Here is a 26,787-nt window from a genome sequence, read left to right on the forward strand (position 1 = left end):
TTACTGCTCTGGTTGTTCCAGCGCTTTTAAATAATCATAGATGGCAATCTGTGCACGTACCTTGCGCCTGTTGCCACGCGGTACATAACGATTACTCAGTTCTTTATCAATATAACGGGCTTTCACCGTGTCATTGAATAACAGCTCTAAAATATCAAGCACCCGTTGTTTTAATCTCGGATCGAGCAATGAAACCGCCACTTCGATGCGGTAATCAATATTACGTGTCATCCAGTCCGCAGAGGAGAGATACACCAGTTTGTCGCCTTTGTTCTCAAAAACGTACACCCGATCATGCTCTAAGAAGCGATCGACGATGCTAGTGACCTGAATATTATCGCTAATACCTGGCATATTCGGGATGAGCGAGCACATGCCTCGCACTAATAGACGGACCTTCACCCCCGCACTGGACGCGCTATATAACCTATCTACTAAGCCTTTATCCACTAAATTATTTATCTTCAGGGTAATCCCAGCACTTTCTCCTGCCTGTGCATGGATGATTTCCTGATCGATCAATTGATAAAGCATGATGCGCGAGTTCTGCGGCGACACCATCAGATTATCGAATTTTACCGGACGGTAAGGGTTCTCGATAAAGTTAAACACCCGCCGCACTTCATTGGTGATACGTGCGTCTGCTGTCAGTAATGAATAGTCGGTATAAATCCGCGCGGTTTTTTCATTAAAGTTACCGGTACCGATATGGGCATAACGCACGATTTCATCGCCTTCAAGGCGGGAGATAAGGAATAACTTGGCGTGAATTTTCAGGCCCGGCGCGGAGAAAATAACGTGTACTCCAGCAGCGGTCAGGCTTTTGGCCCAATGTATATTCGCTTCTTCATCGAAACGTGCTTGTAACTCCACCACCACCGTGACCTTCTTGCCGTTATGGGCGGCGTGGATCATCGATTCGATAATACGAGAATCTTTGGCGACCCGATAAATATTGATTTTAATCGCCAGAACGCTGGGGTCGAAGGAGGCTTGGCGCAGCAACTCCAACACATGCTCAAAGGTGTGATACGGGTAATAGAGCAGCACATCTTGTTCACGAATGGCATCAAAGCCGTTACGGAATTTATCAAACCAAATATGACGCAGACGCGGCATTGGCTTGTTTACCAGATTGCTTTTGCCCACATTGGGGAAGCTAATAAAGTCTTTGAAATTGTGGTAACGACCACCCGCAATCACAGAATCATCGTTAGAGATGCCCAGCTTACCGCGCAGCAGCTCCACCATTTCATCAGGCATGTCACGCTGATAGACAAAGCGTACCGGCTCGGCGGTGAGGCGCTGTTTTAAGCTGGAGGACATCAGTTCCAGCAAGCTCGATTCCATTTCCGTGACCAAATCATATTCGGCATCACGGGTCATTTTCATGGAATAGGCATTGAGCGCGTCGTAATCGAAGAAACCTTTGAAAATCTCATCGAGGCAATATCGCAAGATGTTATCTAGCAATATCATTGGTTTACGGCGGCGAGGGGCTTCCGGAGGTAGATTGACAAAGCGGGGCACTTTATCCGACGGAATTTCCAACAGGGCATAGGCGATGTCTTGGCCTCGAATAATTTCCACGGCCAAATAGGTGTAATCGTCTTTTAAAAACTGCACCAAATTGGTGTCATGATTGATCAGTATCGGCGTGATGTGCTGGCGCAGATGCTGCTTAAAATATTGCTTCAACCAGATTTGCTGATTTTCAGAAATTTGCCGCTCATTAATCAGGAAAATCTGATTACGCGCCATCTCTAGCAATAGATCATTATACAGCCCGTCAAATTCTTGATCGGCCTTTACCACTTTGCTTTGAATTTTTTTCAGCAAATGGCGCGAAGTCACGGCGGAGCCTTGCTCTTCGCTGATCAAAATACGCCGCTTCAGATCCGCGAAACGGACTTTATAGAATTCATCCAAATTATTGGAGTAAATGCCAAGGAACCGCATCCGCTCGATGAGTGGATTGCTCTTATCAGCTGCTTCCTGCAATACCCGCTCATTAAACGCTAACCAGCTGAGTTCTTTCTCGATGTAGAGCTTTTCCTGACCCATTGCAACTCCAGTAAGATTTTTGTGGGAGTATTTAGTGTCCATCAACATTATTGCGAAAGATTGACAAGAATGTCCAACAGATATCATTTGTAACTTTATTCTTTCGTCACATATCTCATTGATTTCAAAATGCAGGAAAGTCACTGATAGCAGCTTGGCAAAATAGTGCCTCAAAGAAAGGGCGTTGACATGAGCGTAGCTAACATCTTTGTTGTTTGAAAGATGATGGGCAGAGAAACATTGTCATGCAAATGCCATAAAAGTGACATAAAATGCCCGGTCATCTGGCGCTATGTTAGTCACACAGCGGACAACTGAATTGATAAAATAGGCAAGTATTGCGAAAAGGCATGGGGCTATCAAAATGCGGCAGCAGGCAGGCGTAATAACACAATCAGGGAGAGATAAGCGCCGCGCTGTCATTGATCGTTTGGTGCGCATGGTAGTGACAGGCAGTGGCATGCTGGTATTGCTGACACTGATGCTGATTTTCGTCTATTTACTGTATGTTGTTTTCCCCCTGTTTAAGCCTGCGGCGATCAGTGCCGACCAGCAGTTTGCGGTTGAGCGCAGTGCTCCCACCCTTGCACTTGGCGTTGATACTCAAGGGAATATCGGTTATCGCATTGATAGTCAGGGTAAGGGCTATTTTATTCGGCTTAATCCCCGAGGCGATTCTCCGGCAGGGGCTGTTTTCAGCGAACGGACATTATCACCACCACCGGTATCCATCAGCCGTGTGGCAGGGGGGCAACCCCTTTATGGTGTGGGTCTGAGTAACGGTCAGTTTCTCATACTGCAACCTGATTTTTCGGCGATGCCACCGCGTTGGCAATTCCCGTTGGGTGAGCAACCGCGCTTTATGGATTTGCAAGGCCAGCGCTTACATCATTTGGCGCTGGCTGAACCGCAACCACAACAATTTTCGATTGCGGCTATCACTGATGATGGTCGCTTGCTGGCGGGCAATTTTACGGCTCAAGGGCAGCAAATCACTGAACTCGTTGATGTACCTCAAGCAGAACAACTACTACTGACCCCCGATGGGCGTTTGCTCTATCTCTTATCCGGCAACCAATTGTACGTCTATCAGTTCGGTACGGCCTTAACATTGCGTGAGGTGGTATCGCTACGCAGCGATAAAGACACTGCTGATGGGCCGCTAACCCTTTCTTTGCTGGCGGGGGGGAAATCACTGCTGGTGCAATCGCCAGAGGGTCAACTGACGTTGTGGTTTGATGTCCGCAAAGAACAGGATAACGCATTCCATTTAACGCCTATTCGCAACTTTACTTCAGCGGGTAAGGGTTTAGTGGCGACTGAAAATATGCGTCGGGTTTTTGCATCGGTATCGCCCAAAGGTGAGCTATCTCTTTTCTCCAGCATCCAATCAGCCCCTTTGTTGCAACAAAAAATGCCCAATGGCATCACCCATGCGGCCTTTTCTTCTTGGGGCGATAACCTGCTGGTGGAAGATAGCGCCGGTTGGTCTACTTATCGGGTAGATAATCGCTATCCAGATATCAGTTGGCACAGCTTATGGCAGCGAGTGTGGTATGAAAATTACCCTGAGCCTGCGTATGTGTGGCAATCGAGTTCGGCTGAAGAGAGCTATCAAGCCAAATTCAGCTTAGTCCCCATTATCTTCGGCACCTTAAAAGCAGCCAGTTACGCGATGCTATTTGCCGTTCCACTGGCGTTAGCCGGTGCCATTTATACCGCCTATTTCATGTCGGCAGGTTTACGGCGCGTGGTGAAACCGGCCATTGAGATGATGGGGGCATTCCCCACTGTCGTGATTGGTTTGATTGCCGGTATTTGGCTGGCGCCGGTGATTGAACATTATCTGGCGGGGATCTTATTGCTGCCTGTGCTGTTAGCGCTGACTATCTTGCTATGTGGCTGGGGGAGTGCACGCATAGCGGAAAAAATGCAATGGCGACTGCCTACCGGTTGGGATGTGATGGTGTTATTGCCGGTTATCTTACTCACTGGCTGGCTAGCCTTGTGGCTGGGGCCGCAATTGGCGGTGTGGACACTGGGGCTGCCGTTGCATGAATGGTTGGGGGACAACTATGACCAACGCAATGCGCTGGTGGTGGGTGTTGCCATGGGTTTTGCCTTAGTGCCGATCATTTTTTCGCTGGCGGAAGATGCTTTATTCAGTGTACCGCCATCATTAAGCCAAGGGTCATTGGCGTTAGGGGCGACCCCTTGGCAGACTTTAGTTCGGGTGGTATTCCCTTCTGCTTTCGCCGGTATTTTCTCTGCGCTAATGATTGGTTTTGGTCGCGCCGTCGGTGAGACGATGATTGTCTTGATGGCGACCGGCAACACACCGATTATTGATGGCAGTATTTTTCAGGGGCTGCGCGCGATGGCGGCGAATATTGCCATCGAAATGCCAGAGGCCGTGATGGGGAGTGGGCATTATCGCGTGCTGTTTTTGACGGCATTGGTGCTATTTTGCTTCACTTTTTTAGTGAATACCCTCGCAGAAGCCATTCGGTTACGGCTGCGTGAACGTTATCAGATGGAGCGAACGGCGTGATGACGACAGGTGCGACCAAAAAATGGTTTGCCTCCGGTTCGCCGTGGATCTGGCTGACCGCCGGTGCTGTCAGTATTAGCTTGTTGGCTTTACTGGGCGTCGTTTTATTATTGGCTGGGCAGGGGATGCGCTATTTTTGGCCCGCGCCGGTCTATCTCTTTGAGCTGAAACAAACTGGGGCTGGCCCCGTCAGCGTGATTGGTGAAATTTATCAGCAGCAATCGCTACCGCGCCAGCAACTTGAACAAGCTGGGATGATTTTACCGCCGCAGGCCGGTGAGACAGTGACCCGTTATCTGATTAAAACCGGTAATCGGGAAATTCAGGGGCAAGATTTTCATCGGTTGCTCGGCAGCGATATTCAACAGCGTACGCAACCGAAAGATTTGTTGGTGCTGGATCGGCAAAATAATGGCATGGCATATGGTTTTCTCGCCGGAATGCTGGATAACACCCAGCCATTGGTGGGGGATAATTTGGCGCAAGAGCTGCAAAAACGCATTCCCATCATTCAAGGGTTGGTGCGGCAGTCAAAAGATATCCAGTTCCGCCAAATGAACATGCTTAACCAGCAGTTTGAAGCGCTACGGTTACAGAAAAAACGCTTAGAAATGACCGGTTCGCTCGATGGTGATGCGCAAGACAGTATCGAGGCTGAGTGGGGCGAACTACAACGACGCCATCAAGCGATGATGGAGAAATTGCGCAGCCTGCAAAGTGAGCAAGACCGCTATACCTTGTTGTTGCGGGACATGAACGGGCAAATTCACCCCTTATCACTCAGCCAAATCAACCGTGCTTGGTATCCCAATGACATGACTTTCGGGCAAAAACTGAGTCACTGGTTGGCGCAAGTTAAGCATTTCCTGAGCGATAATCCCCGTAACGCCAGTAATGAAGGCGGCGTGTTCCCTGCGATCTTTGGCACCGTATTGATGGTGATACTGATGTCCATCGTCGTCATGCCGTTAGGGGTAATTGCAGCGGTTTATTTACATGAATATGCGGGGAAAAACTGGCTGACTCGCATGATCCGCGTTTCTGTGGTGAATCTGGCCGGTGTACCATCGATTGTCTATGGGGTATTTGGCCTCGGTTTCTTCGTTTATTTTATCGGCGGTTCGCTGGATAAACTGTTTTATCCGGAGGCACTCCCTAACCCGACCTTTGGTACGCCAGGGGTGTTGTGGGCGGCATTGACGTTAGCACTTTTGACGCTGCCAGTGGTGATCGTCGCCACTGAAGAGGGGTTATCTCGCATCCCTGCCAGTTTACGGCAAGGCTCGCAAGCGCTGGGGGCCAGCAAGGCTGAAACCTTGTGGCATATTGTGTTGCCCATGGCGGCTCCGGCGATGATAACGGGGCTTATCTTAGCCGTGGCTCGTGCTGCCGGAGAAACCGCGCCGCTGATGTTGGTGGGCGTGGTAAAGTCAGCGCCACTCTTGCCGGTGGATGGCATCTTCCCATTCCTGCATTTAGAACGTAAATTTATGCACTTGAGCTTCCAGATATACGATATGGCGTTCCAGAGCCCTAATGTTGAAGCGGCTCGCCCATTAGTCTTCGCCATCGCATTGTTGTTGGTGATTATCGTGGTTGGCCTTAATTTAGCGGCAATCGGTATTCGCCATCATTTGCGCGAAAAATATCGAGGTTTAATGCTGTGATTGTCCTTTTTAACCCGCAGGATGAACGATGGGATTGTTGATGCCGGATGCGCTGCCACTATTGGATGTGCAGCAATTGACCCGTGAGCAAACCGCCTTGGCGGTCGACAAGCTCAATTTATTCTATGGCGACAAGCAAGTGCTGCACGATATTTCATTTAATGTGCCTAAGCACCGTGTGACCGCGCTGATCGGCCCGTCAGGCTGTGGCAAGTCCACCTTACTGCGCTGTTTTAACCGCATGAATGATTTACTGGATAACTGCCGTCTTGAAGGTGATATCCATTTGGGTGATGAGGCTATCACGGGTAAAAGCATTGATGTTGCGGCGTTGCGTCGGCGAGTTGGCATGGTCTTCCAGCGACCTAATCCATTCCCAAAATCAATTTATGAAAATGTGGTCTATGGCTTGCGCTTACAGGGTATTCGCGACCGTCGGGTGCTGGATGATGCCGTCGAGCGTTCACTGCGAGCAGCGGCTTTGTGGCATGAAGTGAAAGACAGGTTGCGGGAAAATGCATTTCGCCTTTCTAGCGGTCAGCAACAGCGTTTGGTTATCGCCAGAGCCATTGCGATTGAGCCGGAAGTGTTACTGCTTGATGAGCCGACATCGGCCCTTGACCCTATCTCAACGCTGACCATTGAAGAGCTGATCACCACGCTAAAACAGCAGTATACCGTGGTGTTAGTGACACATAATATGCAGCAGGCGGCACGCGTATCCGATTATACCGCCTTTATCCATCAGGGGCGTTTGGTGGAATATAACGATACTGATGCTTTGTTTACCTCGCCTCATCAACGCCGCACGGAAGATTACATTACCGGGCGCTACGGTTAACCGCTATTTGCACGATATTGATTTGATTACACTACATTGGGGCTGCAAAGCCCCATAGCGGTAGATTAAGCATTCTTTATCGATGGCGTTTTATATTTAGCCAAATATTGTGGCTGAAAAATGCACATACGAATGACGGTACGGTATTCACCATTGATAAAGAACTCTTGCTTCAACTCACCTTCTACTTCAAAACCCAACTTGCTGTAGATATGGATGGCTTTTTTATTTTCTTTATCGACGATGAGATAAAGTTTGTACAAATTCAGCACCGAAAAACCGTATTCCATCGCCAGTTTTGCGGCTGTTCCCGCATGGCCTTTCCCCTGATGAGCAGGGTCGATAATAATCTGGAACTCAGCACGGCGATGAATATGGTTAATTTCAACTAACTCGACCAAACCCACTTTTGCGCCCTGACTTTCGATAATAAAGCGGCGCTCGCTTTGGTCATGAATATGTTTATCGTACAGGTCAGAGAGTTCGACAAATGCTTCATAAGGTTCTTCAAACCAATAGCGCATCACACTGGCATTGTTATCTAGCTGATGAACAAACGGCAGGTCATCCCGTTCAAGTGGGCGTAAACGGACGCTGCTGGTGGTAGACATGTGTTTTCCTTTTGTGGCGACAGCGGTTGCTGCCACCCAAGATTATATACTCTTCACTCGCAAAGTTGCAGGGGGGAAGCAGTGACTTGGTATCAACCGGATGAATAAAAAAAGCGCTGACCGGAGGACGGTAGCGCTTTTCATCAATGTATGAACTATTTTACGTATTGGCCTGATTATTCAGCTGCATAGCCCTGAAGCGGTAAACATTCACCATCCAACCAAGCCGTGTTATCACGCATAGTCAGTCGACCATCCGCAAACCAGCCGACAACCAATGGATAGATGCTGTGCTCCTGCGTTTGCACTCTCTCGACGACATCATCTTCAGTATCATTACTGAAAATCGGGACTTTAGCCTGCAGGATAACGGGGCCACCATCTAGCTCTTCAGTCACAAAATGCACTGAGGTACCATGCTCCTGATCGCCGTTTTCTAGCGCTTGGCGGTGAGTGTGTAGGCCAGGGTATTTTGGCAGCAGGGAAGGGTGGATATTCAACATCCGCCCTGCATAGTGCTGCACAAACGCGGGGCTGAGAATACGCATATAACCGGCCAGTACCAGTAAGTCAGGCTGGTATTGGTCGATAGCTTGGGCCAATGCAGCATCGAAACTGGCACGATCTGCATAGGCTTTAGCGTCCAAAGCATGATGCGCAATCCCCGCCAGTTCAGCACGTTCTAACCCATAAGCCTCAGCGTTATTACTGAACACAGCACAAATCTGGCCTGACATGCGCCCTTGTTGCTGGGCATCTATCAGTGCTTGCAGATTGCTTCCCTGACCGGAGATCAGGACGACGATTTTTTTCATATACCTATGGCGTCAATGTTGAGATCAAAAAATAGCGCGATGTCTGGTCAGTCAGCTTATGAATGAATGATGACCTGCTCTGTGCCTTGTGCAGCAGCAGCGATGACACCAATTTTCCACGCTTTTTCACCTGATGCGGTCAGCAACTCAACGGCTTTATCAGCCAGTTCCGCAGGAAGAGCAACCACCATACCAACACCACAGTTAAAGGTACGGTACATTTCGTGACGGCTCACATTCCCCGCTTGCTGTAACCAACTGAATACCGCAGGCCACTGCCAGCTGCTTTCATCGATAACCGCTTGGGTGCCTTGCGGTAAGACGCGTGGGATATTCTCCCAGAAGCCACCACCGGTCAGATGAGCAATCGCATGAATGTCATCAAGCTGCTCAATTAAGCTGAGAATGGATTTTACGTAGATTTTGGTCGGTTCCAGCAAATGATCAGCCAGTGATTTACCTTCCAATTGCGTTTGTTCTGGGTTGGTATTGCTGACTTCCAGAATTTTGCGCACCAACGAATAGCCATTGGAGTGTGGGCCGCTCGCCCCTAAGGCCACCAGCACATCACCCGGCGTCACTTTCGTGCCATCGATGATTTCAGATTTTTCGACTACGCCAACACAGAAACCTGCGACGTCATAATCTTCGCCGTGGTACATGCCCGGCATTTCAGCAGTTTCGCCCCCGACCAGCGCACAACCTGATTGTTTACACCCTTCGGCGATACCGGTAATGACACTGGCGGCAGTCTCCACATCCAGTTTGCCGGTCGCGAAGTAATCAAGGAAGAACAGTGGCTCAGCGCCTTGAACAACCAGATCGTTGACACACATGGCCACTAAGTCGATACCAATGGTATCGTGGCGTTTCAAGTCCATCGCCAGACGTAGCTTAGTGCCGACGCCATCGGTGCCTGAAACTAAAATCGGTTCACGGTATTTTTGTGGCAAAGCGCACAGGGCACCGAACCCGCCCAATCCACCCATCACTTCTGGGCGGCGGGTCTGTTTAACCACACCTTTTATGCGATCAACAAGGTCATTGCCGGCATCGATATCTACACCTGCGTCTTTATAGCTGAGAGAGGTTTTGTTGGTCACAGCGAGGTCCCCACGGCGGTTAGCTGTTTGAGCTTTTTCCCTTGGTATTTGAGGCCACAGGCGCGTTAGCAGCCTATTTGCCATTCCAATTACTTTGGGTATAGGAAGAAAACGCGACAATTCTAACAGCGCAGGCAAACGTTTGCGAGTAGCTTATGACATCAGGCTGATTTTTAGCGCGCTTGACATAATATTGATTTTCTATTGATCTGAATCAGGCTATTCATTGTGGCGTTCAAAAAAAAAGGCGGTATAATCTCGCGATTTTTTTGGCCGCCAGTCGCCTAACCAGGAGAAAAATAATGAAGATCGTTGAGGTGAAACACCCACTTGTAAAACATAAACTTGGTTTGATGCGTGAGAATGATGTGAGTACCAAGCGTTTTCGCGAGTTAGCGTCTGAAGTGGGGAGTTTGCTGACTTACGTGGCAACCGCTGATTTGGAAACTGAAAAAGTGACCATCGAAGGTTGGAACGGGCCGGTTGAAGTTGAACAGATTAAAGGTAAGAAAATCACTGTTGTGCCTATCCTGCGTGCCGGTCTGGGCATGATGGAAGGGGTGTTGGAAAATGTTCCGAGCGCCCGTATCAGCGTAGTTGGTGTTTATCGTGATGAAGAAACACTGAAGCCAGTCCCTTACTTCCAAAAATTAGTTTCCAATATCAATGAGCGCATGGCTTTAGTGGTTGACCCGATGTTGGCAACCGGTGGTTCGATGATTGCGACCATTGACCTGCTGAAAAAAGCAGGCTGCCAGAGTATTAAAGTCTTGGTGTTGGTTGCGGCGCCAGAAGGTCTAAAAGCATTAGAAGCCGCCCATCCAGATGTTGAGGTATACACTGCTTCCGTCGATCAGGGCTTGAACGAACACGGTTACATCATCCCAGGGTTGGGTGATGCCGGTGATAAGATTTTTGGAACGAAATAACCTTTAGATAGCCGACTCGATAGTCGGCTTTTTTTTGAATAACTTTTAGCATAAACCACACCACTGAAGAGGATAGAAGAATGAGCCGTCGCACCATTGGCGTCAGCGAGCGTCCACCGCTGCTCCAAACAATCCCCCTGAGTTTTCAACATTTGTTTGCTATGTTTGGTGCCACTGTTTTAGTTCCTATCCTGTTTAAAATTAACCCGGCCACGGTGCTGCTGTTTAACGGCATCGGGACGTTGCTTTATCTTTTCATCTGTAAAGGCAAGATCCCAGCTTATTTAGGGTCAAGTTTTGCGTTTATCTCACCGGTTTTACTGCTATTACCTTTAGGTTATGAAGTTGCATTAGGCGGCTTTATCATGTGCGGCGTGCTGTTCTGCTTGGTCGCATTGATCGTTAAAAAAGCCGGTACGGGATGGCTGAACGTTCTCTTCCCGCCTGCGGCGATGGGGGCGATTGTCGCCGTTATCGGCCTTGAATTAGCGGGTGTTGCTGCGGGTATGGCGGGCTTATTACCTGCGCAAGGAGTGACGGTAGACTCCACAACCATCATCATTTCCATGACCACCTTGGGTGTGACCATTTTAGGTTCGGTGCTCTTCCGTGGCTTCTTCGCCATTATCCCGATTCTGATTGGTGTATTGGTCGGTTATGCCTTGTCATTCGTGATGGGTGTTGTTGATTTAAAACCGATTAGTGATGCCCATTGGCTGGCATTACCGACGTTTTATACTCCGCGTTTTGAATGGTTCGCCATTTTGACCATCTTGCCTGCTGCGTTGGTTGTGATTGCTGAGCATATTGGGCATTTGGTCGTCACCGCCAATATCGTGAAGAAAGATTTGGTTCGCGACCCAGGCCTGCATCGCTCCATGTTTGCCAACGGTATTTCTACCGTGATTTCGGGTTTCTTTGGCTCGACACCTAACACCACCTATGGTGAAAATATCGGTGTGATGGCCATCACCCGCGTTTACAGTACTTGGGTGATCGGTGGTGCGGCGATATTGGCGATACTGCTGTCTTGCGTCGGTAAACTTGCTGCGGCCATTCAGGCGGTACCGGTGCCTGTCATGGGCGGCGTATCACTGCTGTTGTACGGCGTGATCGCTGCATCAGGTATTCGTGTGTTGATTGAGTCAAAAGTGGACTATAACAAGGCACAAAACCTGATTTTAACCTCCGTTATCCTGATTATCGGCGTCAGTGGCGCGAAAGTGAACATTGGTGCGACTGAATTGAAAGGTATGGCGCTGGCGACTGTCGTCGGTATCGGCTTGAGTTTGCTGTTCAAAGTGATCAGCTTGTTCCACACGGAAGAAGAAATTCTTGATGCCGTGGAAGATGAATCGGCTCGATAGAACGTAATAGCTGGCCGAGCCGTTGTTGCTGATGGACAATCATTGCGAGCCCCATCAGTGCCGGTTCGGCCAGTTTTTTGCCTCAGATTAGGTTTTTATGCTGTTGTTACTTTTTGTGGTAAGCTTGCCCAGTTTTCCCGCCCGTTTTGTTGGTTGAGGTGCTTTTCTGAATACGCCGGCACAGCTTTCACTGCCACTTTATCTTCCCGATGATGAAACTTTTGCCAGTTTTTATCCGGGTGAGAACCCGTCGCTATTAGCGGCTATCCAATCCGCTGTTCATCAATCTCACGGCAGTTATATCTATTTCTGGTCACGCGAAGGCGGGGGCCGTAGCCATCTATTACATGCAGCTTGCGCGGAATTATCGCAAAAAGGCGAAGCTGTCGGTTATGTTCCGCTGGATAAACGTGCCTATTTTGTCCCAGAAGTGCTCGATGGCATGGAGCAACTCGCGCTGGTCTGCATTGATAATATCGAGTGTATTGCGGGTGATGAGCAGTGGGAAATGGCGATGTTTAATCTCTATAACCGCATTGTAGAAACCGGTCGTACTCGTTTGTTGATTACAGGTGATCGCCCGCCACGCCAGCTTAATCTTGGTCTACCGGATTTGGCCTCTCGCCTCGATTGGGGGCAGATCTACAAATTGCAGCCGCTCTCTGATGATGAAAAACTGCAGGCTTTACAACTGCGCGCCAAATTGCGCGGGTTCGAGTTGCCGGAAGATGTGGGTCGTTTTTTGCTCAAACGGCTGGATAGAGAAATGCGCACACTGTTTATGACGCTGGATCAGCTTGATCGTGCCTCTATTACCGCCCAACGTAAGCTGACGATCCCTTTTGTGAAAGAGATCCTCGGGCTATAACCCCCACTCCGCCAAGGTGGTAGGGGGATTATTGACTTCGTTTTGACCACGTTACTGCAAAATCTCAAGCACACTCTCAGGCGGGCGGCCAATGCGCGCTTTGCCGTGAGATACCACGATAGGGCGCTCGATCAGCTTAGGATTGTCACTCATGGCTTGCAGTAACTGATCTTGTGTCAGTGCGGCATCTGCCAAGTTTAGTGTTTTATACAACTCTTCTTTGGTGCGCATTAATTGGCGAGCATCAGTAAAACCCAACTGCTGTAACAACGTTTTTAACGCCGCTACTGACGGTGGGGTCTCTAAATACAGCACGACATGTGGCTTGATGCCTTGTTGTTCAACGAGTGCCAGTGTTTCACGGCTTTTGGAACAACGAGGGTTATGGTAAAACGTGACTTCTTTCATCGTAACTTTCCTTGCAACTGTCTTTACACTCATGTCTTGAGCTGACCATGGCTGCCGATAAGTCAGCAAACAAACCTTAGCTCATCAGGATTTCTGGTATTTACGGAAGCGCTCATTTAACTGACGTAATTGGTCGATGCGAGCGTCATAACGTGCCTGTTCAAGGCTCCCCAATTTCATTCGTGCGCTAGCATCGCTCAGCAGACCGATTGCCTGCGTCAGTTTACCGTTTAATGCCAAGCTTTCCGCTCGCGCTGCCAGTTCTTGATCGCGTAGGCCCAATGCCGCCGCCGCTTGCGCTAATAAATCCCAACCATTGGGATCATTAGGGTTACTGAAGGTATACCGGCGCAGGATCTTGATAGCCTCGGCAGGCTGACCGCCTTGAACATAGGCGTTAGCCAGATTCAATTGCAGTACCGGTTCATCATTTTGCTTTGCAATGGCAGCTTGCAAACGGGCAATCGCGGCGGGTGCTTTGTTTTGCCCTAAATCGATATCCGTCATCAGATCGAGGAACCAAATATTGCTCGGTTGCTGGGTCAGCAATGGTTGCAATTGATTGCGGGCTTCGTCGTATTTTTTGGCCTGATACAGCAAAATCGCTTGGCCGTATTTCGCGGCTAATTGTTCGCGCACCGTGCCTTTACTTAAGGTTTCAAGCAGGTCGGGCGTTAAACTATTCTCCATTGAACCGTACATACCTAAAATACGAACTTTGGCGAATAGATAATCTTGCGATGAAGCGATAGGGTGCGGCTTCATCTGATTGGCACGGTTACGGGCATCAGACAAACGGCTATCGGGTAAGGGGTGCGTTAGCAACATTTCGGGTGGTTTTGATGTATATCGCGCCTGATCGGATAATTTTTGCAAAAAATTAGGCATGGCTTGCGGATCGAAACCTGAGCGTTGCAGCACTTGAATGCCAATCCGGTCTGCCTCTTGCTCATTACTCTGAGTAAAGCTGATAACCCCTTGCTGAGCGCCGGCTAACGTTCCCGTCAACCCTGCCATACCCGCTTGTGGGCTCGCCATCGTCAACAGAATTGAGCCTAATACCCCAGCCCATGTTAGGGGAGCCAAACGCTTTTGCTCTTCCATTGCTCGCGCCAGATGGCGCTGAGTGACATGCGATATCTCATGGGCGAGTACCGATGCGAGTTCGCTTTCGTTATCGGTATACCGGAATAGCACGGAGTGGAGCACCACGTTTCCGCCAAAGAAGGCGTAGGCGTTAAGTTGGTTGTTATTGACCAGATAAAAATGGAACGGGGTGCGCACTGAATTGGCATTGGCAACCAGCCGATTACCCAACGCGTTAATATATTGCGTCAGTAATGGATCATAAATCAGTGGGGTACTGGCGCGAATTTGGCGGAGATAAAAATCACCCATCGCCAGTTCCTGATCAATGCTCAACGTGGCCCCAGCTGACGTGCCAATGTCAGGCAACAGATCTTGCGTCTCAGCCTTGGCCGGTATCGTACTGGTGAGCAACAAACTGCTGAGCAATGTTGCGATCACGGTTTTACTTAACCGGCCAGCGGGATTGAAACGGCCTGTTTTGATCAACTGACGATGTTGAGTAAACCGACTTGCTTGAGTAAACCGATACGTCATAACTGAAGCTGCCCCTGCTAATGTAATGACAATTAGACCCCGAGATGTGTAAGAGTTCTTCTTCCTTGCTCTGCTCTCCAGTACAATCATCACGAAAGCGAGTTAGATCACAAAAATAGCATCAAATCTGTCGAAAGCTAACTTCAGCATCCATTGCTGAGGCACGTATCTATCTTAGCCAGCCTGCGATTATAAAGAAATAGTTATAGCTTAATGGATGCCAATGCAGTGGCGCTATGGATGTGCCGATACATCAATTTTACCTTCGGGTTGTGCCTCTGGTTCGCGGAGGCGGTTAAAGGGATTCGCCAAATGGCTGATCCCTAATGGTACTTAAGGAGCAATTTCGGATGCTAGAGCTGTTGTTACAATGGTATCGTCGGCGCTTTACCGACCCGCAGGTGATCGCATTACTGGTTATTCTGTTGGCTGGGTTCGTCATTCTCTACTTTTTCAGCGGTATTTTGGCCCCACTGTTGGCGGCTATCGTCTTGGCGTATCTACTCGAATGGCCAACCGCGCGGTTACAGCGTTTAGGGTGCTCTCGTCTCTGGGCCGCCACCCTTGTCCTCGTCGTTTTTGGCGGCATCACGTTATTAGCGGTGTTTGTTGTAGCACCGACAGTGTGGCAACAGGGCAATAATCTCATTTCAGACATGCCGAAAATGCTGAACAAATTCAATGCATTCGCCCAAACTTTGCCATCTCGCTACCCCGCACTGGTCGATGCCGGGATTGTCGATATGATGGCAGAAAACCTGCGTACCAAAATGTCGGGTATGGGGGAGTCGGTGGTTAAATTCTCGGTGGCTTCACTCATTGGCTTACTGACGCTGGCAATCTATTTGATTTTGGTGCCGCTGATGCTGTTTTTCCTGCTCAAAGACAAAGAGCAGATGCTCAATGCTGTACGCCGTGTTTTGCCGCGCAATCGTGGCCTTGCTGGGCAAGTCTGGTTGGAAATGAACCAGCAGATCACTAATTACATTCGTGGCAAAGTTGTCGAAATGGTTGTTGTTGGCGTTGCCACGTATTTAGTGTTCTTTGTTATGGGCATGAATTACGCGCTGTTATTGGCAGTGTTAGTCGGCTTCTCAGTACTGATCCCATATATTGGCGCAGTGATCGTGACCATTCCGGTGGTGTTGGTCGCGTTATTCCAATGGGGGCTAGGTGCGGACTTTTGGACACTTTTTGTCGCCTATCTCGTGGTGCAGGGGTTAGATGGCAACCTATTGGTGCCGGTATTGTTCTCTGAAGCCGTTAACCTGCATCCATTGGTGATTATTCTGTCAGTGATTGTGTTTGGCGGGTTATGGGGCTTTTGGGGCGTGTTCTTTGCTATCCCATTAGCGACTTTAGTCAAAGCCGTTATCCATGCGTGGCCGGAAGAGCTGGTGCTTGAAGCGGATTAACTCACTTAACGCGATATTGGGTTTTGCAGCATTGAAACTTAAGTATTAAGCCCATAAAAAAGAGCGCCTAGGCGCTCTTTTTTGCTCATGATGGATCATCGCAAAGTCAAAATAACTCAGGCGCTTTGGCGCACATAGTCCAGCACGATATCGTGGTGGTTGGTCGTTTTGAAATTATCAAAGACATGCTCCACTTTACCGTCAGCATCAATTAAGAAGCTGATGCGGTGGATACCATCATAGGTTTTACCCATAAAACTTTTTTCGCCCCAAACGCCAAACTGCTCTGCCAACTGATGATCTTCATCAGATAACAGAGTGAAATTTAGCAGTTCTTTCTCGGCAAAACGTGACAGTTTTTCAGGTTTATCGGTGCTAATGCCCAGCACTTCGACACCCGCTTGTTTCAATTCATCCATATTGTCCCGCAGACCACAGGCCTGAACAGTACAGCCTGGTGTCATGGCTTTAGGATAAAAGTAGACCAAGACACGTTGTCCCTGGAAGTCGGCCAAACTAATTTGCTCACCGTCTTGGTCAGGCAAACTAAATTTTGGCGCTGTATCACCGGCTTTCAATGGGCTCATTACTAACTCTCCATTCTTGAGTCATGCTGTGGATAGTTCACAACGCTAATACTGCCTTGTGCATTGAGTTCTGTACATAGCTGATAAAAAGCCTGTTCAATTGTTGAACTGTTTTGGCTAGCAGGACTGTGTGCACTCATCTGGATATGCAGCCGAGGAGGTGTATTGCCTTCAGCCGGCTGAGTTTTCGAAACCAACTCCGCAATATTCATATTGTGGCAATGGAACAGGTTGGTAAAGCGTTCAATAATGTGTGGGGAGTCATTCACTTCAACTTTTACCCATACCGTATCTGGCATCGCTTTCTGGTCTTGGGCGTTGGTCCGTTTCATCACAATGAGTAAATCAAGCTCTGCGCCTTTTTGCGGCAAAGTCGATTCCAACAGCGTAATGGCATTCCAACTGCCTGAAAGCAGCATAATAAATGTGAACTCTTCACCGAACATGGCCAGCCGGCTATCTTCGATATTACAACCGCAGCTACTGACATGGCGGGTGATGGTATTCACGATTCCAGGGCGGTCAGCACCCAGTGCGGTAATGACCAGATAATGTTCATCAAGCTGCGGCAAAATCGCTCTTCCTGTCATGCTCTTTGGGGTTACCATGGTAAACACAAAAAAAACCTGCTGCCAAGCGCTTACAACACAGTTGTTTGCTTGCTTTTGGATAGAGGTCAAAAGTACCATGAGTAACTTGTTTAAGGAGGGGGTGGGCAATGTTTACGGGAAGTCCGATGTTTACAGGCAGCATAGTTGCACTGGTAACGCCGATGGACGACAAAGGTGCTGTCGATCGTGCGAGCCTTAAGAAACTGATTGATTATCATGTCGCCAGCGGGACAGCGGCAATTGTGTCCGTGGGCACCACGGGTGAGTCTGCCACGCTGAACCATGACGAACACGTCGATGTGGTCATGCAGACCCTTGAACTGGCTGATGGCCGTATTCCCATCATTGCTGGCACTGGCGCCAATGCCACCTCTGAAGCCATCTCTCTTACGCAACGGTTCAACGACACCGGTGTTGTAGGCTGCTTAACGGTAACGCCTTATTATAACCGGCCGATGCAAGAAGGCTTATATCAGCATTTTAAAGCGATTGCTGAAAGTACCGATTTGCCACAAATTCTCTATAATGTTCCTTCGCGTACCGGTTGCGATATGTTACCGCCAACCATTGCTCGCTTAGCCAAGATTAAAAATATTGTTGCTGTTAAAGAGGCAACAGGGAACTTAAGTCGTGTTAGTCAGATCCAAGTGCTGGTTGACGATGAAGATTTCATCCTGCTCAGTGGTGACGATGCGAGCGGGTTGGACTTTATGCAACTGGGTGGCAAAGGGGTTATTTCGGTCACGGCGAACATCGCTGCCCGTGAAATGGCTGAACTTTGTGCATTGGCTGCACAAGGTAACTTTGCGCAAGCACGCCGTTTGAATCAGCGCTTGATGCCGTTGCATCAGCATTTATTTGTAGAAGCAAACCCAATTCCGGTGAAATGGGCCGCAAAGAAACTGGGATTAATGGCGAATGATACATTGCGTTTGCCGATGACCCCACTGACTGATCCGTCCAAACGGATTGTGGAAGACGCGTTGAAAAGCGCAGGTTTGCTGTAACTCTTAGGGAAATTTGATGGCAATAACATTGCAAAAGTCGACGGTGGTAACGGTAGTGGGTGTTTCGCTGGCAATGCTGCTGGCAGGCTGCACCACTGACCAACGCTACAAACGCCAAGTTAGCGGTGACGAGTCTTATTTGGAAGCGCCAGGGCTGAAACCGCTTAACTCACCGGCAGGCATGATTTTGCCGATCCAAAATGGCGAATTTGATGTCCGTTCCGTCAACTCTCAAGGCGCAGTGGGCAAGCAGTTGGACATTCGTCCACCGGTACAACCTCTGGCATTGTTAAGCGGCTCTCGTGCTGAAAATGCCAACGATACCAGCAAGCTATTGTTAGAAAATAGCCCGCAAAACCGTAATCTGTGGGCGCAAGTTACTCGCGTTCTTCAAGATAAGAACTGGACGATAGCCAGCCGTCAAGATGCCAGCCAAACGCTGACCACTGACTGGGTTAAATGGAATCGTGCCGATGAAGACGTGCAATTTGAAGGCCGTTACCAGATAAGCGTGCAGGAGCAAGGTTATCAGCTCGCGTTGGTGGTGAAATCCCTTGCATTGCAGCAAGGTGGCAACCCAGTGACCAGCTATACCGAAATCCAGCGTTATAACGGCGCTATGTTGAACGCTATTATCGAAGGTTTGGATAAGGTCCGTTCAGACAGCGAAAGCAGTCAAGCTTCCCGCAAAGTGGGTACGCTCGATGTTCAAAGCGGCAGTGATGATACTGGCTTACCGCAATTGATTGTCCGCGCACCTTACGCTGTACTGTGGGAACGTCTGCCGGCCGCGCTTGAGAAAGTCGGCATGAAAGTGACCGATCGCAGCCGTCCGCAAGGTTCCATTAACGTCACCAACAAATCCATGAGCAGCAGTAGCTGGGATGCGTTGGGGGCCAAAGACCCTGAATTGCCAGAAGGTGATTACAAGCTGCAAGTCGGTGACCTAGATAACCGCAGTAGCCTGCAATTCATCGGTCCGAAAGGGCAAACCTTAACTCAGTCGCAGAATGATGCGCTAGTTGCGGTGTTCCAGGCGGCGTTTAGCCAGACAGGTGTCAGCAGTACCAAATAACATCAAAGGGGCTTCGGCCCCTTTATTCTTTCGCACATCACTGGAGTCATAAGATGCAAAAGCTAGCTGAGTTGTATCGTGGGAAGGCGAAGACCGTCTACACCACCGAAAATCCTGACCTATTGGTACTGGAGTTCCGTAATGATACGTCAGCACTGGATGGTCAGCGCATTGAGCAATTCGATCGTAAAGGCATGGTGAATAACAAATTTAACCATTTCATTATGGCTAAATTGGAAGCAGCCGGCATTCCTACTCAAATGGAACGTTTGTTGTCTGATACCGAAGTGTTGGTCAAAAAACTGGAAATGATCCCAGTTGAATGCGTTATCCGTAACCGCTCTGCGGGTTCGTTGGTAAAACGTTTGGGTATCGAAGAAGGCTTAGAGCTGAATCCACCGCTGTTTGATCTGTTTTTGAAAAACGATGCCATGCACGACCCGATGGTTAACGAGTCTTACTGCAAAACGTTTGGTTGGGCAACGGAAGCACAATTAGCGCGGATGAAAGAACTGAGCTATTTGGCTAACGATGTGTTGAGCAAGTTGTTTGACGATGCGGGCTTAATCTTGGTGGATTTCAAGCTGGAATTCGGCCTGTTTAACGGTGAAGTGGTATTGGGTGATGAGTTCTCACCTGATGGCAGCCGTTTGTGGGATAAGAAGACCCTGAACAAGATGGATAAAGACCGTTACCGCCAAAGTCTGGGTGGCTTGATTGAAGCCTACGAAGAAGTTGCGCACCGTATCGGCGTAAAATTAGACTAACTGCGCAATCGATTACGTTAACCTGACGTAACCCTTCTCAGGGGAGGTAGCCTCTATCTCCCCCTATTTTTTTGTATCCCGCACAAAAAACCTTTCCTGATTTAAACTGCTTTATAGCTTGTGATCTGCCCTAGTGCAGCCAGCTGTTTCTTTTTTATTAATGGTATTGGCTCAATATATTTCCTACGATAATGAGTAAGAAATATCTCTGGGAGTAAAGCTATGCGTTGGCAAGATCGTCGTGAGAGTGACAATGTGGAAGACCGGCGGGGGAGTTCATCGGGTGGTGGCGGGTTTCGCCCACCGATTGGCGGCAAGGGCGGGTTGGTTATCCTCATTGTCGTGCTGGTTGCGGGCTATTACGGGGTCGATTTAACACCGCTGTTGAATGGCGGTGATCCGATGTCACAAACCCAGACACAGCAACGAGCGCCAAGCTCTATTAGCGCCAAAGATGACCAATACGCCAAGTTTACGTCAGTCGTTTTGGCGGATACGGAAGACACGTGGAAGCCGATTTTCCAAAAGATGGGCCGCACTTATCAAGAGCCCAAACTGGTGATGTATCGTGGCGCAACTCGTACCGGCTGTGGTACGGGGCAGTCAGTCATGGGGCCATTTTATTGCCCAGCAGACAGCACGGTTTATATCGATTTATCGTTCTATGAAGAGATGAAAAATAAGCTGGGTGCGGGGGGCGACTTTGCTCAGGCCTATGTCATTGCTCATGAAGTTGGGCATCATGTGCAGCACTTAATGGGCATCGATACCAAAGTGCGCCAGCAGCAGCAGGGGGCAACTCAAGCGGAAGCTAATCGCTTATCGGTCAAAATGGAATTGCAAGCTGACTGCTTCGCTGGGGTCTGGGGCAAAGCGATGGATGAACAGCAAGTGCTTGAAGTGGGTGACTTACAAGAAGCCCTCAATGCGGCACAAGCCATCGGCGATGATAGGCTACAGCAACAAAGCCAAGGGCGCGTGGTGCCCGATAGCTTTACTCACGGCACATCACAGCAACGGTATACTTGGTTTAAACGAGGTTTCGACAGCGGTGATCCTAATAGCTGTAACACCTTCGCCAGCCGTTAATAGCGCTAGAACCTCACGCCACCAGCGATTATCATAAGGCCACTTTCTTCTGCCGGTACTGTCGTGACCGGCATTTCATGCAAGGCAGAATTAACCATGGCCGCTCTCGATCCAACTTTATTGATCCTCTTAGCGTTAGCTGCGCTTGGCATTATCAGCCACAACATGACCGTGACACTTGCCATTTTGACCTTACTCGCCATTCGCATCACTCCTCTGAATCAGTTCTTCCCGTGGATAGAAAAATATGGCTTAACCATCGGCATTCTGATTTTGACCATCGGGGTGATGACCCCTATCGCCAGCGGGAAAATTAGCGCTAGCGAGGTACTTCACTCCTTTGTTCAATGGAAGTCGATATTGGCCATTGTGGTTGGTGTCGCCGTCTCATGGCTCGGTGGGCGCGGTGTTTCACTGATGACACACCAACCTTCGGTAGTGGCTGGGTTATTGGTCGGGACCGTGTTGGGGGGGGCGTTGTTCAGAGGCGTGCCGGTAGGGCCATTAATCGCCGCCGGATTGCTCTCGTTGGTTATTGGTAAATCCTAGCGTGCATAACGGGATTGTTGCCAGCCAACCCTTGATGGCGCAGCAAGGGATTCGCCGCTTGCTCGTGCTAAGTGGTCATGCGGATTGGTCGCGCCAACAGGCCATTAATCTGCGTCAACAATTGACGGGTGACTGGGTGTGGATGGGTGAAGATTTTCCCGCTGATACCCAAGGCATTCATCCTACTGCGGCAAAAACCTTATTGGGGCAGGAGCGGTTGCACGGCGTATTTGATGCGACTGGTGGCTTGAATACGGAGGCGCTGGCGGTGCTAGCGGGGACATTGCAGGCTGGGAGTTGGCTGGTGCTGTTAGTGCCAGAGTGGGAACACTGGCCGAATATACCCGATACCGATAGCTTACGATGGAGTGAGCAAAGCGAACCTATCACCACGCCAAACTTTATTCGCCACTTACAGCGCCATCTCTTAGCCGATACTGATGTCGTGGTGTGGCAACAGGACAAGCCGCAGCCTGTACCAATGATGGACTCACGTCCTAACTGGCAACGGCCAGATGGCACGGCGACCTTCGAGCAGCATAATATTCTTCAGCGTTTGATGCGAGCCGAGAAGGGGACATGGGTACTGACCGCCGCGCGTGGCCGTGGTAAATCAACCCTTGCGGGCATGTTAGTCGCGCAGTGGCAAGGCAGTTGTTGGGTCACTGGGCCGGGTAAGGCCGCGACTCAAGCACTGAATGCACGCGCAGGGGAACGGGCGCGATTTTGGGCGCCAGATGCCTTGCTCGATTACTGCCGACAGCACGATGTCAGTGAGGTTGACTGGTTGTTGATCGATGAAGCTGCCGCCATCCCCACAGCACTATTATCCTCGTTGCTGGCTTACTTCCCGCGAGCGCTGCTAACCACCACGGTACAAGGCTATGAAGGCACTGGGCGAGGCTTTTTACTGAAGTTTTGTGCCACGCTCACGGATTGGCATCATCTGACGTTAACGGATCCTATCCGTTGGGCGAGCAACGATCCCCTTGAGCGTATTGTGGATGCCGCCTTACTGTTTGATGAGCAAGTAGCATCCATCACCCCCTCCTTTGCCTCGGTCGATATCATGGCCTGTGAGCAAGATGATTGGTTAGCGAATCCTGCCTTACTGCGGCATTTCTATGGCTTACTTTCCAGCGCACATTACCGCACCACTCCCCTTGATCTGCGACGGTTGATGGATGCGCCTGGGATGCATTTTTCGGCGGCGAAAGCCGAGGATTCCGTGGTCGGCGCATCATGGTGGGTTGACGAGGGCGGCTTAAGTGAAGCGTTAGCCCAAGATGTTTGGGCGGGTAAACGGCGGCCTAAAGGCAGTTTAGTGGCGCAATCCTTGGCCGCTCACAGTGGGCAATGGTATGCACCGACTCTGCTATCAAGGCGTGTTAGCCGAGTCGCGATTGCCCCATCATGGCGGCGACAGGGCATTGCTCGACAGATGATTGCCGCAGAACAAACACGTGCGCAAGCAGAACGGCTGGATTTTCTGTCTGTCAGTTTCGGCTATACCGAGGTGTTAGCGCATTTTTGGCAGACCTGCGGCTTTCAATTGGCACGTATTGGCAGTCATCAAGAAGCCAGTAGTGGTTGTTATGCTGCCATGGCCATCTTACCGTTGAGTGAGGCGGGTCAGCATCTTTGTGATGGCGCACAGCGGCAATTGGCGCGAGATTGGTATTGGTTGCAGCAATGGATTGAGATCGATACGCCGCCATCGTTACCCCTGCCTGAGCGGCCTGACTTCACGTTAAATGAGGATGATTGGCGTGAGCTAGCCGGTTTTGCCTTTGCATTTCGCCCATTAGAGGCCAGTTTACCTGCCTTGCAGCGTTTGTTATCGCAGACTGAATTACCCCTTCCAGCTTTACGGCAATACTTGCAGCAAGGTGTCTCTATAGCGGAGATAGTCAGGTCACTCGGCCTTGCTGGACGTAAGGCATTGGTCGCGCGTTGGCGGCAGGAAGCAGCAGAAGGAATGGCGGGGGTTGATGCGACTCGTCAAACAACTCGAGCAGATCACATTATCACCTTCAATAATTCCCACTAACTTCATCAAGAAAACCCAATATCCCTACTGCTATTAGCAGCCGTATAGTATGGCTATCGTCACTTAATGCAAAAGGCCATCAAATGAGTCAGAAATCTATCGTCGTGCAGCAACCTGAAAATCCAGAACATTTGATTTTACTGTTTCATGGGGTTGCTGACAGTGCGGCAGGGATGGAACCGGTCGGTAGCCATTTTGCGCAGGCGTTCCCTAAGGCGCTGGTGGTCAGTATCGACGGGCCATTTGCCAGTGGGATGGGGAACGGTCGGCAGTGGTTTTCCGTGCAAGGTATTACCGAGGAAGGCCGCCAAGGGCGGATTGATACCGTGATGCCAGAATTTATTGCTACGGTACGCCAATGGCAGCAACAAAGTGGCCTTAGTGCGCAGCAGACCACACTGGTGGGGTTTTCCCAGGGGACTATCATGTCGCTGGAAGGCATGAAGGCTCAACCGCAACTGGCGGGGCAGATTATTGCCTTCAGTGGGCGCTTTGCGACTTTGCCATCCCACCCGATAGCGGATGTGGTATTCCATTTGATTCATGGTGAACAGGACGGGGTGATTCGTGTTGAACACGCTAGCGCGGCGGCAGAGAGCTTAACGGCATTGGGAAATCATGTGACATTAGATGCTATTCCTGACATGGGGCACGGTATCAATCAACCGATGTTGGAACGTGCAATCGCGCATTTGCGGCAGGATATCGCGTTAAGCTAAGCCAGTGTGGCGAAGGGAAGCTGCCCCTTCGCGTGACCAGACATCGTATTCACTTACTTTTTCTTGTTTTTATCCGGCCAATCATCGTCATCGTCCCATTGCGCATTATTATCGCGGTGGGGCGGGATCTCCGGTTTATTGCTCAAAAAACGCTTATGATCGAGACGGCGCAACTCTTTGATGCCGTTTAAGACCATCCCCACCAATATAATGAGGATTATCCACCAATAATCTGCTAACCAATGCATGATTAGTGCCCTTCCGTTGTTGTGGACGCAGTAATAAATCGCGAAAAAATCAGCGGTAAATGGCTTGCCAGCCACTCGCTACCTGCCACATCCTGTGACTGCCATGCACGGAGCAGGATGTCGGGCGTCAGTAAATGTTCAGCTTGCGCGGCCAATGGGCGATAACTCAAGTGCCACGGCTCTGCCGCGACACCGCCATTATCCTCGCGAAAAGGCCGGTAAAAACCAAATTCGGCCATATGCGCAGTCAACCATTGGCTCAGCGGATAAAAATACCCGCCCGCTTCGTATTCCCATGGCTCTAACTGAAGTTTAGTCTCTGCTGGCAAAAGTGAGGGATCGTAAATATCCAGATCGCTACCCCAATGATGGCGGCTTGCCCCTGGTAGCGCTGACCAGCGCAAAATCGCCTCACAACGGGCCCCATCGTCAAGCGCGGTGATATCTATCGGCTGGCTCGCGTTATCTAAGACAGGCCGCTCACCGCGAAATTTACCATTCCAGATAGCCAACTGGCGGTCAAAATCACGAAAAGTGCTGGCAGGTTGTAAATCAAAACCTGCGGTTTTCGCTGCCCGTTGCATGGCCTGAAAGGCGTCAACGGCTTCAGGCTGCATACGGTGATGACCGCTTAACACCACTAAATGTGCCGTTGAACGGCCCGTCAACATTTCTGGTGCGAGTGGTTTAACTGTCATGCGATAAGTTGCTCCATGATTCGCTGATACATTCGGCTCAGCAGTTGTAAATCAGCCGCATGAACACACTCATTCACTTTATGGATTGTGGCATTGACCGGCCCCAACTCCACCACTTGCGCGCCCATCAAGGCGATGAAGCGGCCATCCGAGGTGCCGCCGGTGGTTAACAGTTGTGGTGTTATTTCAGCATAATGTTCGACAGCATTGATCACCGCATCGACCAACGCGCCTCGCGAGGTAAGGAAAGGTTGACCGGAAAGCACCCATTCCAACGTGTATTTAAGTTGGTGGCGCGTCAACAGGGCTTCGACGCGCTGCCGAATCATGCTATCGGTCAGTTCGGTACTGAAACGGAAGTTAAACTGCACATAGAGCTCACCGGGGATCACATTATTACTGCCAGTACCGGCATGTAAGTTCGCAATCTGCATGCTGGTGGCAGGGAAGAATTCATTACCTTCATCCCATTGCGTGGCAACCAACTCATTAAGCGCGGGCATCGCGCGGTGCACTGGATTGTCCGCCAAATGCGGGTAAGCGACATGCCCCTGAATGCCATGGATACGTAAATTTGCGGTAATTGAACCTCGGCGGCCATTTTTGACCACATCACCGACTTTATCGGTGCTTGAAGGTTCGCCGACTAAGCAGTAATCCAGCCGTTCATTGCGTGCCATCAGCGCGTTAACCACTTTCACTGTGCCGTTAATCGCTTTCGCCTCTTCATCAGAGGTAATCATAAAGGCCAATCGACCTTTATGTTCCGGATGTGCGGCCACAAAGCGTTCAGCGGCGACGACCATCGCAGCCAACGAACCTTTCATATCGGCCGCGCCACGGCCATAGAGCATGCCATCACGAATGGTCGGCTCAAAAGGTGGGCTGCTCCAATGGCTTTCATCACCAGTAGGGACGACATCGGTATGGCCTGCAAACGCCAGCGTCTCACCTTCGCCACGCCATGCCCAGAAATTAAGGGTATCGCCAAAATTCATTGGCTCAACGGTAAAGCCAATCGCTTCTAGACGCTTAATCATAATCTCCTGGCAACCCGCATCATTCGGGCTGAGCGACGGGCGCTTAATTAATTGTTGAGCCAGTTCGATTACCGGACAGATCATG

Annotated in this window: 25 protein-coding genes; 14 read left to right on the top strand and 11 right to left on the bottom strand. The window is 49.9% G+C overall.

The window, feature by feature from the left end:
* Positions 1-2,064, bottom strand: coding sequence for a polyphosphate kinase 1 (ppk1, locus tag DA391_RS06015; protein ID WP_019212113.1), 2,064 nt, complete (start codon positions 2,062-2,064; stop codon positions 1-3).
* 364 nt (positions 2,065-2,428) lie between these two features.
* Between ppk1 and DA391_RS06020 the strand changes: the two genes are divergently transcribed.
* From DA391_RS06020 to pstB, 3 genes are read left to right on the top strand one after another with little or no spacing between them, the layout of a single operon-like run.
* Complete coding sequence (locus DA391_RS06020) at positions 2,429-4,615, top strand: ABC transporter permease subunit (RefSeq protein WP_108087454.1); 2,187 nt, start codon at positions 2,429-2,431, stop codon at positions 4,613-4,615.
* A complete protein-coding gene (pstA, locus tag DA391_RS06025) occupies positions 4,615-6,282 on the top strand; it encodes a phosphate ABC transporter permease PstA (protein WP_050873885.1) in 1,668 nt (555 codons plus the stop codon). Before DA391_RS06020 ends, pstA begins: the two co-directional genes overlap by 1 nt.
* 28 nt (positions 6,283-6,310) lie before the next feature.
* A complete protein-coding gene (pstB, locus tag DA391_RS06030; protein ID WP_019212110.1) occupies positions 6,311-7,123 on the top strand; it encodes a phosphate ABC transporter ATP-binding protein PstB in 813 nt (270 codons plus the stop codon).
* Between the two features lie 65 nt (positions 7,124-7,188).
* Here the strand turns inward: pstB and speG are convergent, their stop codons facing one another.
* The 3 genes from speG to purM form a co-directional block, all read right to left on the bottom strand.
* Positions 7,189-7,734 (bottom strand): spermidine N1-acetyltransferase, encoded by a 546-nt coding sequence (gene speG, locus DA391_RS06035; RefSeq protein WP_019212109.1) that lies wholly within the window; start codon positions 7,732-7,734, stop codon positions 7,189-7,191.
* A 176-nt stretch (positions 7,735-7,910) separates the two neighbouring features.
* Positions 7,911-8,549, bottom strand: a complete 639-nt coding sequence (gene purN / locus DA391_RS06040) for a phosphoribosylglycinamide formyltransferase (protein WP_050081887.1) — start codon at positions 8,547-8,549, stop codon at positions 7,911-7,913.
* Between the two features lie 56 nt (positions 8,550-8,605).
* Positions 8,606-9,652 (bottom strand): phosphoribosylformylglycinamidine cyclo-ligase, encoded by a 1,047-nt coding sequence (purM, locus tag DA391_RS06045; protein WP_108088249.1) that lies wholly within the window; start codon positions 9,650-9,652, stop codon positions 8,606-8,608.
* A 302-nt stretch (positions 9,653-9,954) separates the two neighbouring features.
* Here purM and upp point away from each other — a divergent pair, with 302 nt between their 5' ends.
* The 3 genes from upp to hda all read left to right on the top strand — a co-directional run bounded on the left by upp (position 9,955) and on the right by hda (position 12,816).
* Complete coding sequence (upp, locus tag DA391_RS06055) at positions 9,955-10,581, top strand: uracil phosphoribosyltransferase (protein ID WP_019212106.1); 627 nt, start codon at positions 9,955-9,957, stop codon at positions 10,579-10,581.
* Positions 10,582-10,661: 80 nt separating this feature from the next.
* Positions 10,662-11,948, top strand: coding sequence for a uracil permease (uraA, locus tag DA391_RS06060; RefSeq protein WP_050081884.1), 1,287 nt, complete (start codon positions 10,662-10,664; stop codon positions 11,946-11,948).
* Between the two features lie 166 nt (positions 11,949-12,114).
* On the top strand, positions 12,115-12,816 hold the full coding sequence (gene hda / locus DA391_RS06065) for a DnaA inactivator Hda (protein WP_042806855.1): 702 nt from the start codon (positions 12,115-12,117) through the stop codon (positions 12,814-12,816).
* A gap of 51 nt (positions 12,817-12,867) precedes the next feature.
* On the opposite strand, the gene arsC is transcribed toward hda, so the two are convergent.
* Positions 12,868-13,224 (bottom strand): arsenate reductase (glutaredoxin), encoded by a 357-nt coding sequence (gene arsC / locus DA391_RS06070; RefSeq protein ID WP_050081883.1) that lies wholly within the window; start codon positions 13,222-13,224, stop codon positions 12,868-12,870.
* An 84-nt stretch (positions 13,225-13,308) separates the two neighbouring features.
* Complete coding sequence (locus DA391_RS06075) at positions 13,309-14,847, bottom strand: beta-barrel assembly-enhancing protease (protein WP_050081882.1); 1,539 nt, start codon at positions 14,845-14,847, stop codon at positions 13,309-13,311.
* 350 nt (positions 14,848-15,197) lie between these two features.
* Here DA391_RS06075 and DA391_RS06080 point away from each other — a divergent pair, with 350 nt between their 5' ends.
* Positions 15,198-16,262 (top strand): AI-2E family transporter, encoded by a 1,065-nt coding sequence (locus DA391_RS06080; protein ID WP_019212101.1) that lies wholly within the window; start codon positions 15,198-15,200, stop codon positions 16,260-16,262.
* 116 nt (positions 16,263-16,378) lie between these two features.
* Here the strand turns inward: DA391_RS06080 and bcp are convergent, their stop codons facing one another.
* Positions 16,379-16,849, bottom strand: coding sequence for a thioredoxin-dependent thiol peroxidase (gene bcp, locus DA391_RS06085; protein ID WP_019212100.1), 471 nt, complete (start codon positions 16,847-16,849; stop codon positions 16,379-16,381).
* A 2-nt stretch (positions 16,850-16,851) separates the two neighbouring features.
* Positions 16,852-17,421, bottom strand: a complete 570-nt coding sequence (locus DA391_RS06090) for a glycine cleavage system transcriptional repressor (protein WP_019212099.1) — start codon at positions 17,419-17,421, stop codon at positions 16,852-16,854.
* 164 nt (positions 17,422-17,585) lie between these two features.
* Between DA391_RS06090 and dapA the strand changes: the two genes are divergently transcribed.
* From dapA to ypfH, 7 genes are all read left to right on the top strand, one after another.
* The gene (dapA, locus tag DA391_RS06095; protein WP_049607526.1) at positions 17,586-18,467 is read left to right on the top strand and encodes a 4-hydroxy-tetrahydrodipicolinate synthase; all 882 of its coding nucleotides are present in this window, start codon (positions 17,586-17,588) and stop codon (positions 18,465-18,467) included.
* A 16-nt stretch (positions 18,468-18,483) separates the two neighbouring features.
* A complete protein-coding gene (gene bamC, locus DA391_RS06100; RefSeq protein ID WP_050081879.1) occupies positions 18,484-19,542 on the top strand; it encodes an outer membrane protein assembly factor BamC in 1,059 nt (352 codons plus the stop codon).
* 53 nt (positions 19,543-19,595) lie between these two features.
* On the top strand, positions 19,596-20,309 hold the full coding sequence (purC, locus tag DA391_RS06105; protein ID WP_019212096.1) for a phosphoribosylaminoimidazolesuccinocarboxamide synthase: 714 nt from the start codon (positions 19,596-19,598) through the stop codon (positions 20,307-20,309).
* Between the two features lie 222 nt (positions 20,310-20,531).
* On the top strand, positions 20,532-21,398 hold the full coding sequence (gene ypfJ / locus DA391_RS06110) for a KPN_02809 family neutral zinc metallopeptidase (protein ID WP_108087455.1): 867 nt from the start codon (positions 20,532-20,534) through the stop codon (positions 21,396-21,398).
* Positions 21,399-21,494: 96 nt separating this feature from the next.
* The gene (locus tag DA391_RS06115; RefSeq protein WP_108087456.1) at positions 21,495-21,947 is read left to right on the top strand and encodes a DUF441 domain-containing protein; all 453 of its coding nucleotides are present in this window, start codon (positions 21,495-21,497) and stop codon (positions 21,945-21,947) included.
* 1 nt (position 21,948) lies between these two features.
* Positions 21,949-23,997 carry a tRNA(Met) cytidine acetyltransferase TmcA gene (locus DA391_RS06120; RefSeq protein ID WP_276308731.1) on the top strand — a complete coding sequence of 683 codons (2,049 nt, stop codon included), beginning with the start codon at positions 21,949-21,951 and terminating at the stop codon, positions 23,995-23,997.
* 83 nt (positions 23,998-24,080) lie between these two features.
* The gene (gene ypfH / locus DA391_RS06125) at positions 24,081-24,716 is read left to right on the top strand and encodes an esterase (RefSeq protein WP_108087457.1); all 636 of its coding nucleotides are present in this window, start codon (positions 24,081-24,083) and stop codon (positions 24,714-24,716) included.
* A gap of 53 nt (positions 24,717-24,769) precedes the next feature.
* Here ypfH and DA391_RS06130 read toward each other — a convergent pair whose 3' ends face one another.
* The 3 genes from DA391_RS06130 to dapE are packed head-to-tail and all read right to left on the bottom strand — an operon-like array spanning position 24,770 to position 26,786.
* On the bottom strand, positions 24,770-24,964 hold the full coding sequence (locus DA391_RS06130; RefSeq protein WP_019212090.1) for a YpfN family protein: 195 nt from the start codon (positions 24,962-24,964) through the stop codon (positions 24,770-24,772).
* A 2-nt stretch (positions 24,965-24,966) separates the two neighbouring features.
* Positions 24,967-25,635 carry a M15 family metallopeptidase gene (locus tag DA391_RS06135; protein WP_167398207.1) on the bottom strand — a complete coding sequence of 223 codons (669 nt, stop codon included), beginning with the start codon at positions 25,633-25,635 and terminating at the stop codon, positions 24,967-24,969.
* A 23-nt stretch (positions 25,636-25,658) separates the two neighbouring features.
* Positions 25,659-26,786, bottom strand: coding sequence for a succinyl-diaminopimelate desuccinylase (gene dapE / locus DA391_RS06140; protein WP_050286277.1), 1,128 nt, complete (start codon positions 26,784-26,786; stop codon positions 25,659-25,661).
* Position 26,787: the final 1 nt, after the last annotated feature.

It is taken from the genome of Yersinia massiliensis (assembly GCF_003048255.1).
Lineage (GTDB): Bacteria > Pseudomonadota > Gammaproteobacteria > Enterobacterales > Enterobacteriaceae > Yersinia > Yersinia massiliensis_A.

Coding starts and splice junctions, on each gene's coding strand:
- ppk1 (WP_019212113.1), bottom strand. CDS start 2,064: ATGGGTCAGGAAAAGCTCTACATCGAGAAAGAACTCAGCTGGTTAGCG.
- DA391_RS06020 (WP_108087454.1), top strand. CDS start 2,429: ATGCGGCAGCAGGCAGGCGTAATAACACAATCAGGGAGAGATAAGCGC.
- pstA (WP_050873885.1), top strand. CDS start 4,615: ATGACGACAGGTGCGACCAAAAAATGGTTTGCCTCCGGTTCGCCGTGG.
- pstB (WP_019212110.1), top strand. CDS start 6,311: ATGGGATTGTTGATGCCGGATGCGCTGCCACTATTGGATGTGCAGCAA.
- speG (WP_019212109.1), bottom strand. CDS start 7,734: ATGTCTACCACCAGCAGCGTCCGTTTACGCCCACTTGAACGGGATGAC.
- purN (WP_050081887.1), bottom strand. CDS start 8,549: ATGAAAAAAATCGTCGTCCTGATCTCCGGTCAGGGAAGCAATCTGCAA.
- upp (WP_019212106.1), top strand. CDS start 9,955: ATGAAGATCGTTGAGGTGAAACACCCACTTGTAAAACATAAACTTGGT.
- uraA (WP_050081884.1), top strand. CDS start 10,662: ATGAGCCGTCGCACCATTGGCGTCAGCGAGCGTCCACCGCTGCTCCAA.
- arsC (WP_050081883.1), bottom strand. CDS start 13,224: ATGAAAGAAGTCACGTTTTACCATAACCCTCGTTGTTCCAAAAGCCGT.
- DA391_RS06075 (WP_050081882.1), bottom strand. CDS start 14,847: ATGACGTATCGGTTTACTCAAGCAAGTCGGTTTACTCAACATCGTCAG.
- DA391_RS06080 (WP_019212101.1), top strand. CDS start 15,198: ATGCTAGAGCTGTTGTTACAATGGTATCGTCGGCGCTTTACCGACCCG.
- bcp (WP_019212100.1), bottom strand. CDS start 16,849: ATGAGCCCATTGAAAGCCGGTGATACAGCGCCAAAATTTAGTTTGCCT.
- dapA (WP_049607526.1), top strand. CDS start 17,586: ATGTTTACAGGCAGCATAGTTGCACTGGTAACGCCGATGGACGACAAA.
- bamC (WP_050081879.1), top strand. CDS start 18,484: ATGGCAATAACATTGCAAAAGTCGACGGTGGTAACGGTAGTGGGTGTT.
- purC (WP_019212096.1), top strand. CDS start 19,596: ATGCAAAAGCTAGCTGAGTTGTATCGTGGGAAGGCGAAGACCGTCTAC.
- ypfJ (WP_108087455.1), top strand. CDS start 20,532: ATGCGTTGGCAAGATCGTCGTGAGAGTGACAATGTGGAAGACCGGCGG.
- DA391_RS06115 (WP_108087456.1), top strand. CDS start 21,495: ATGGCCGCTCTCGATCCAACTTTATTGATCCTCTTAGCGTTAGCTGCG.
- ypfH (WP_108087457.1), top strand. CDS start 24,081: ATGAGTCAGAAATCTATCGTCGTGCAGCAACCTGAAAATCCAGAACAT.
- DA391_RS06130 (WP_019212090.1), bottom strand. CDS start 24,964: ATGCATTGGTTAGCAGATTATTGGTGGATAATCCTCATTATATTGGTG.
- DA391_RS06135 (WP_167398207.1), bottom strand. CDS start 25,635: ATGTTGACGGGCCGTTCAACGGCACATTTAGTGGTGTTAAGCGGTCAT.
- dapE (WP_050286277.1), bottom strand. CDS start 26,786: ATGATCTGTCCGGTAATCGAACTGGCTCAACAATTAATTAAGCGCCCG.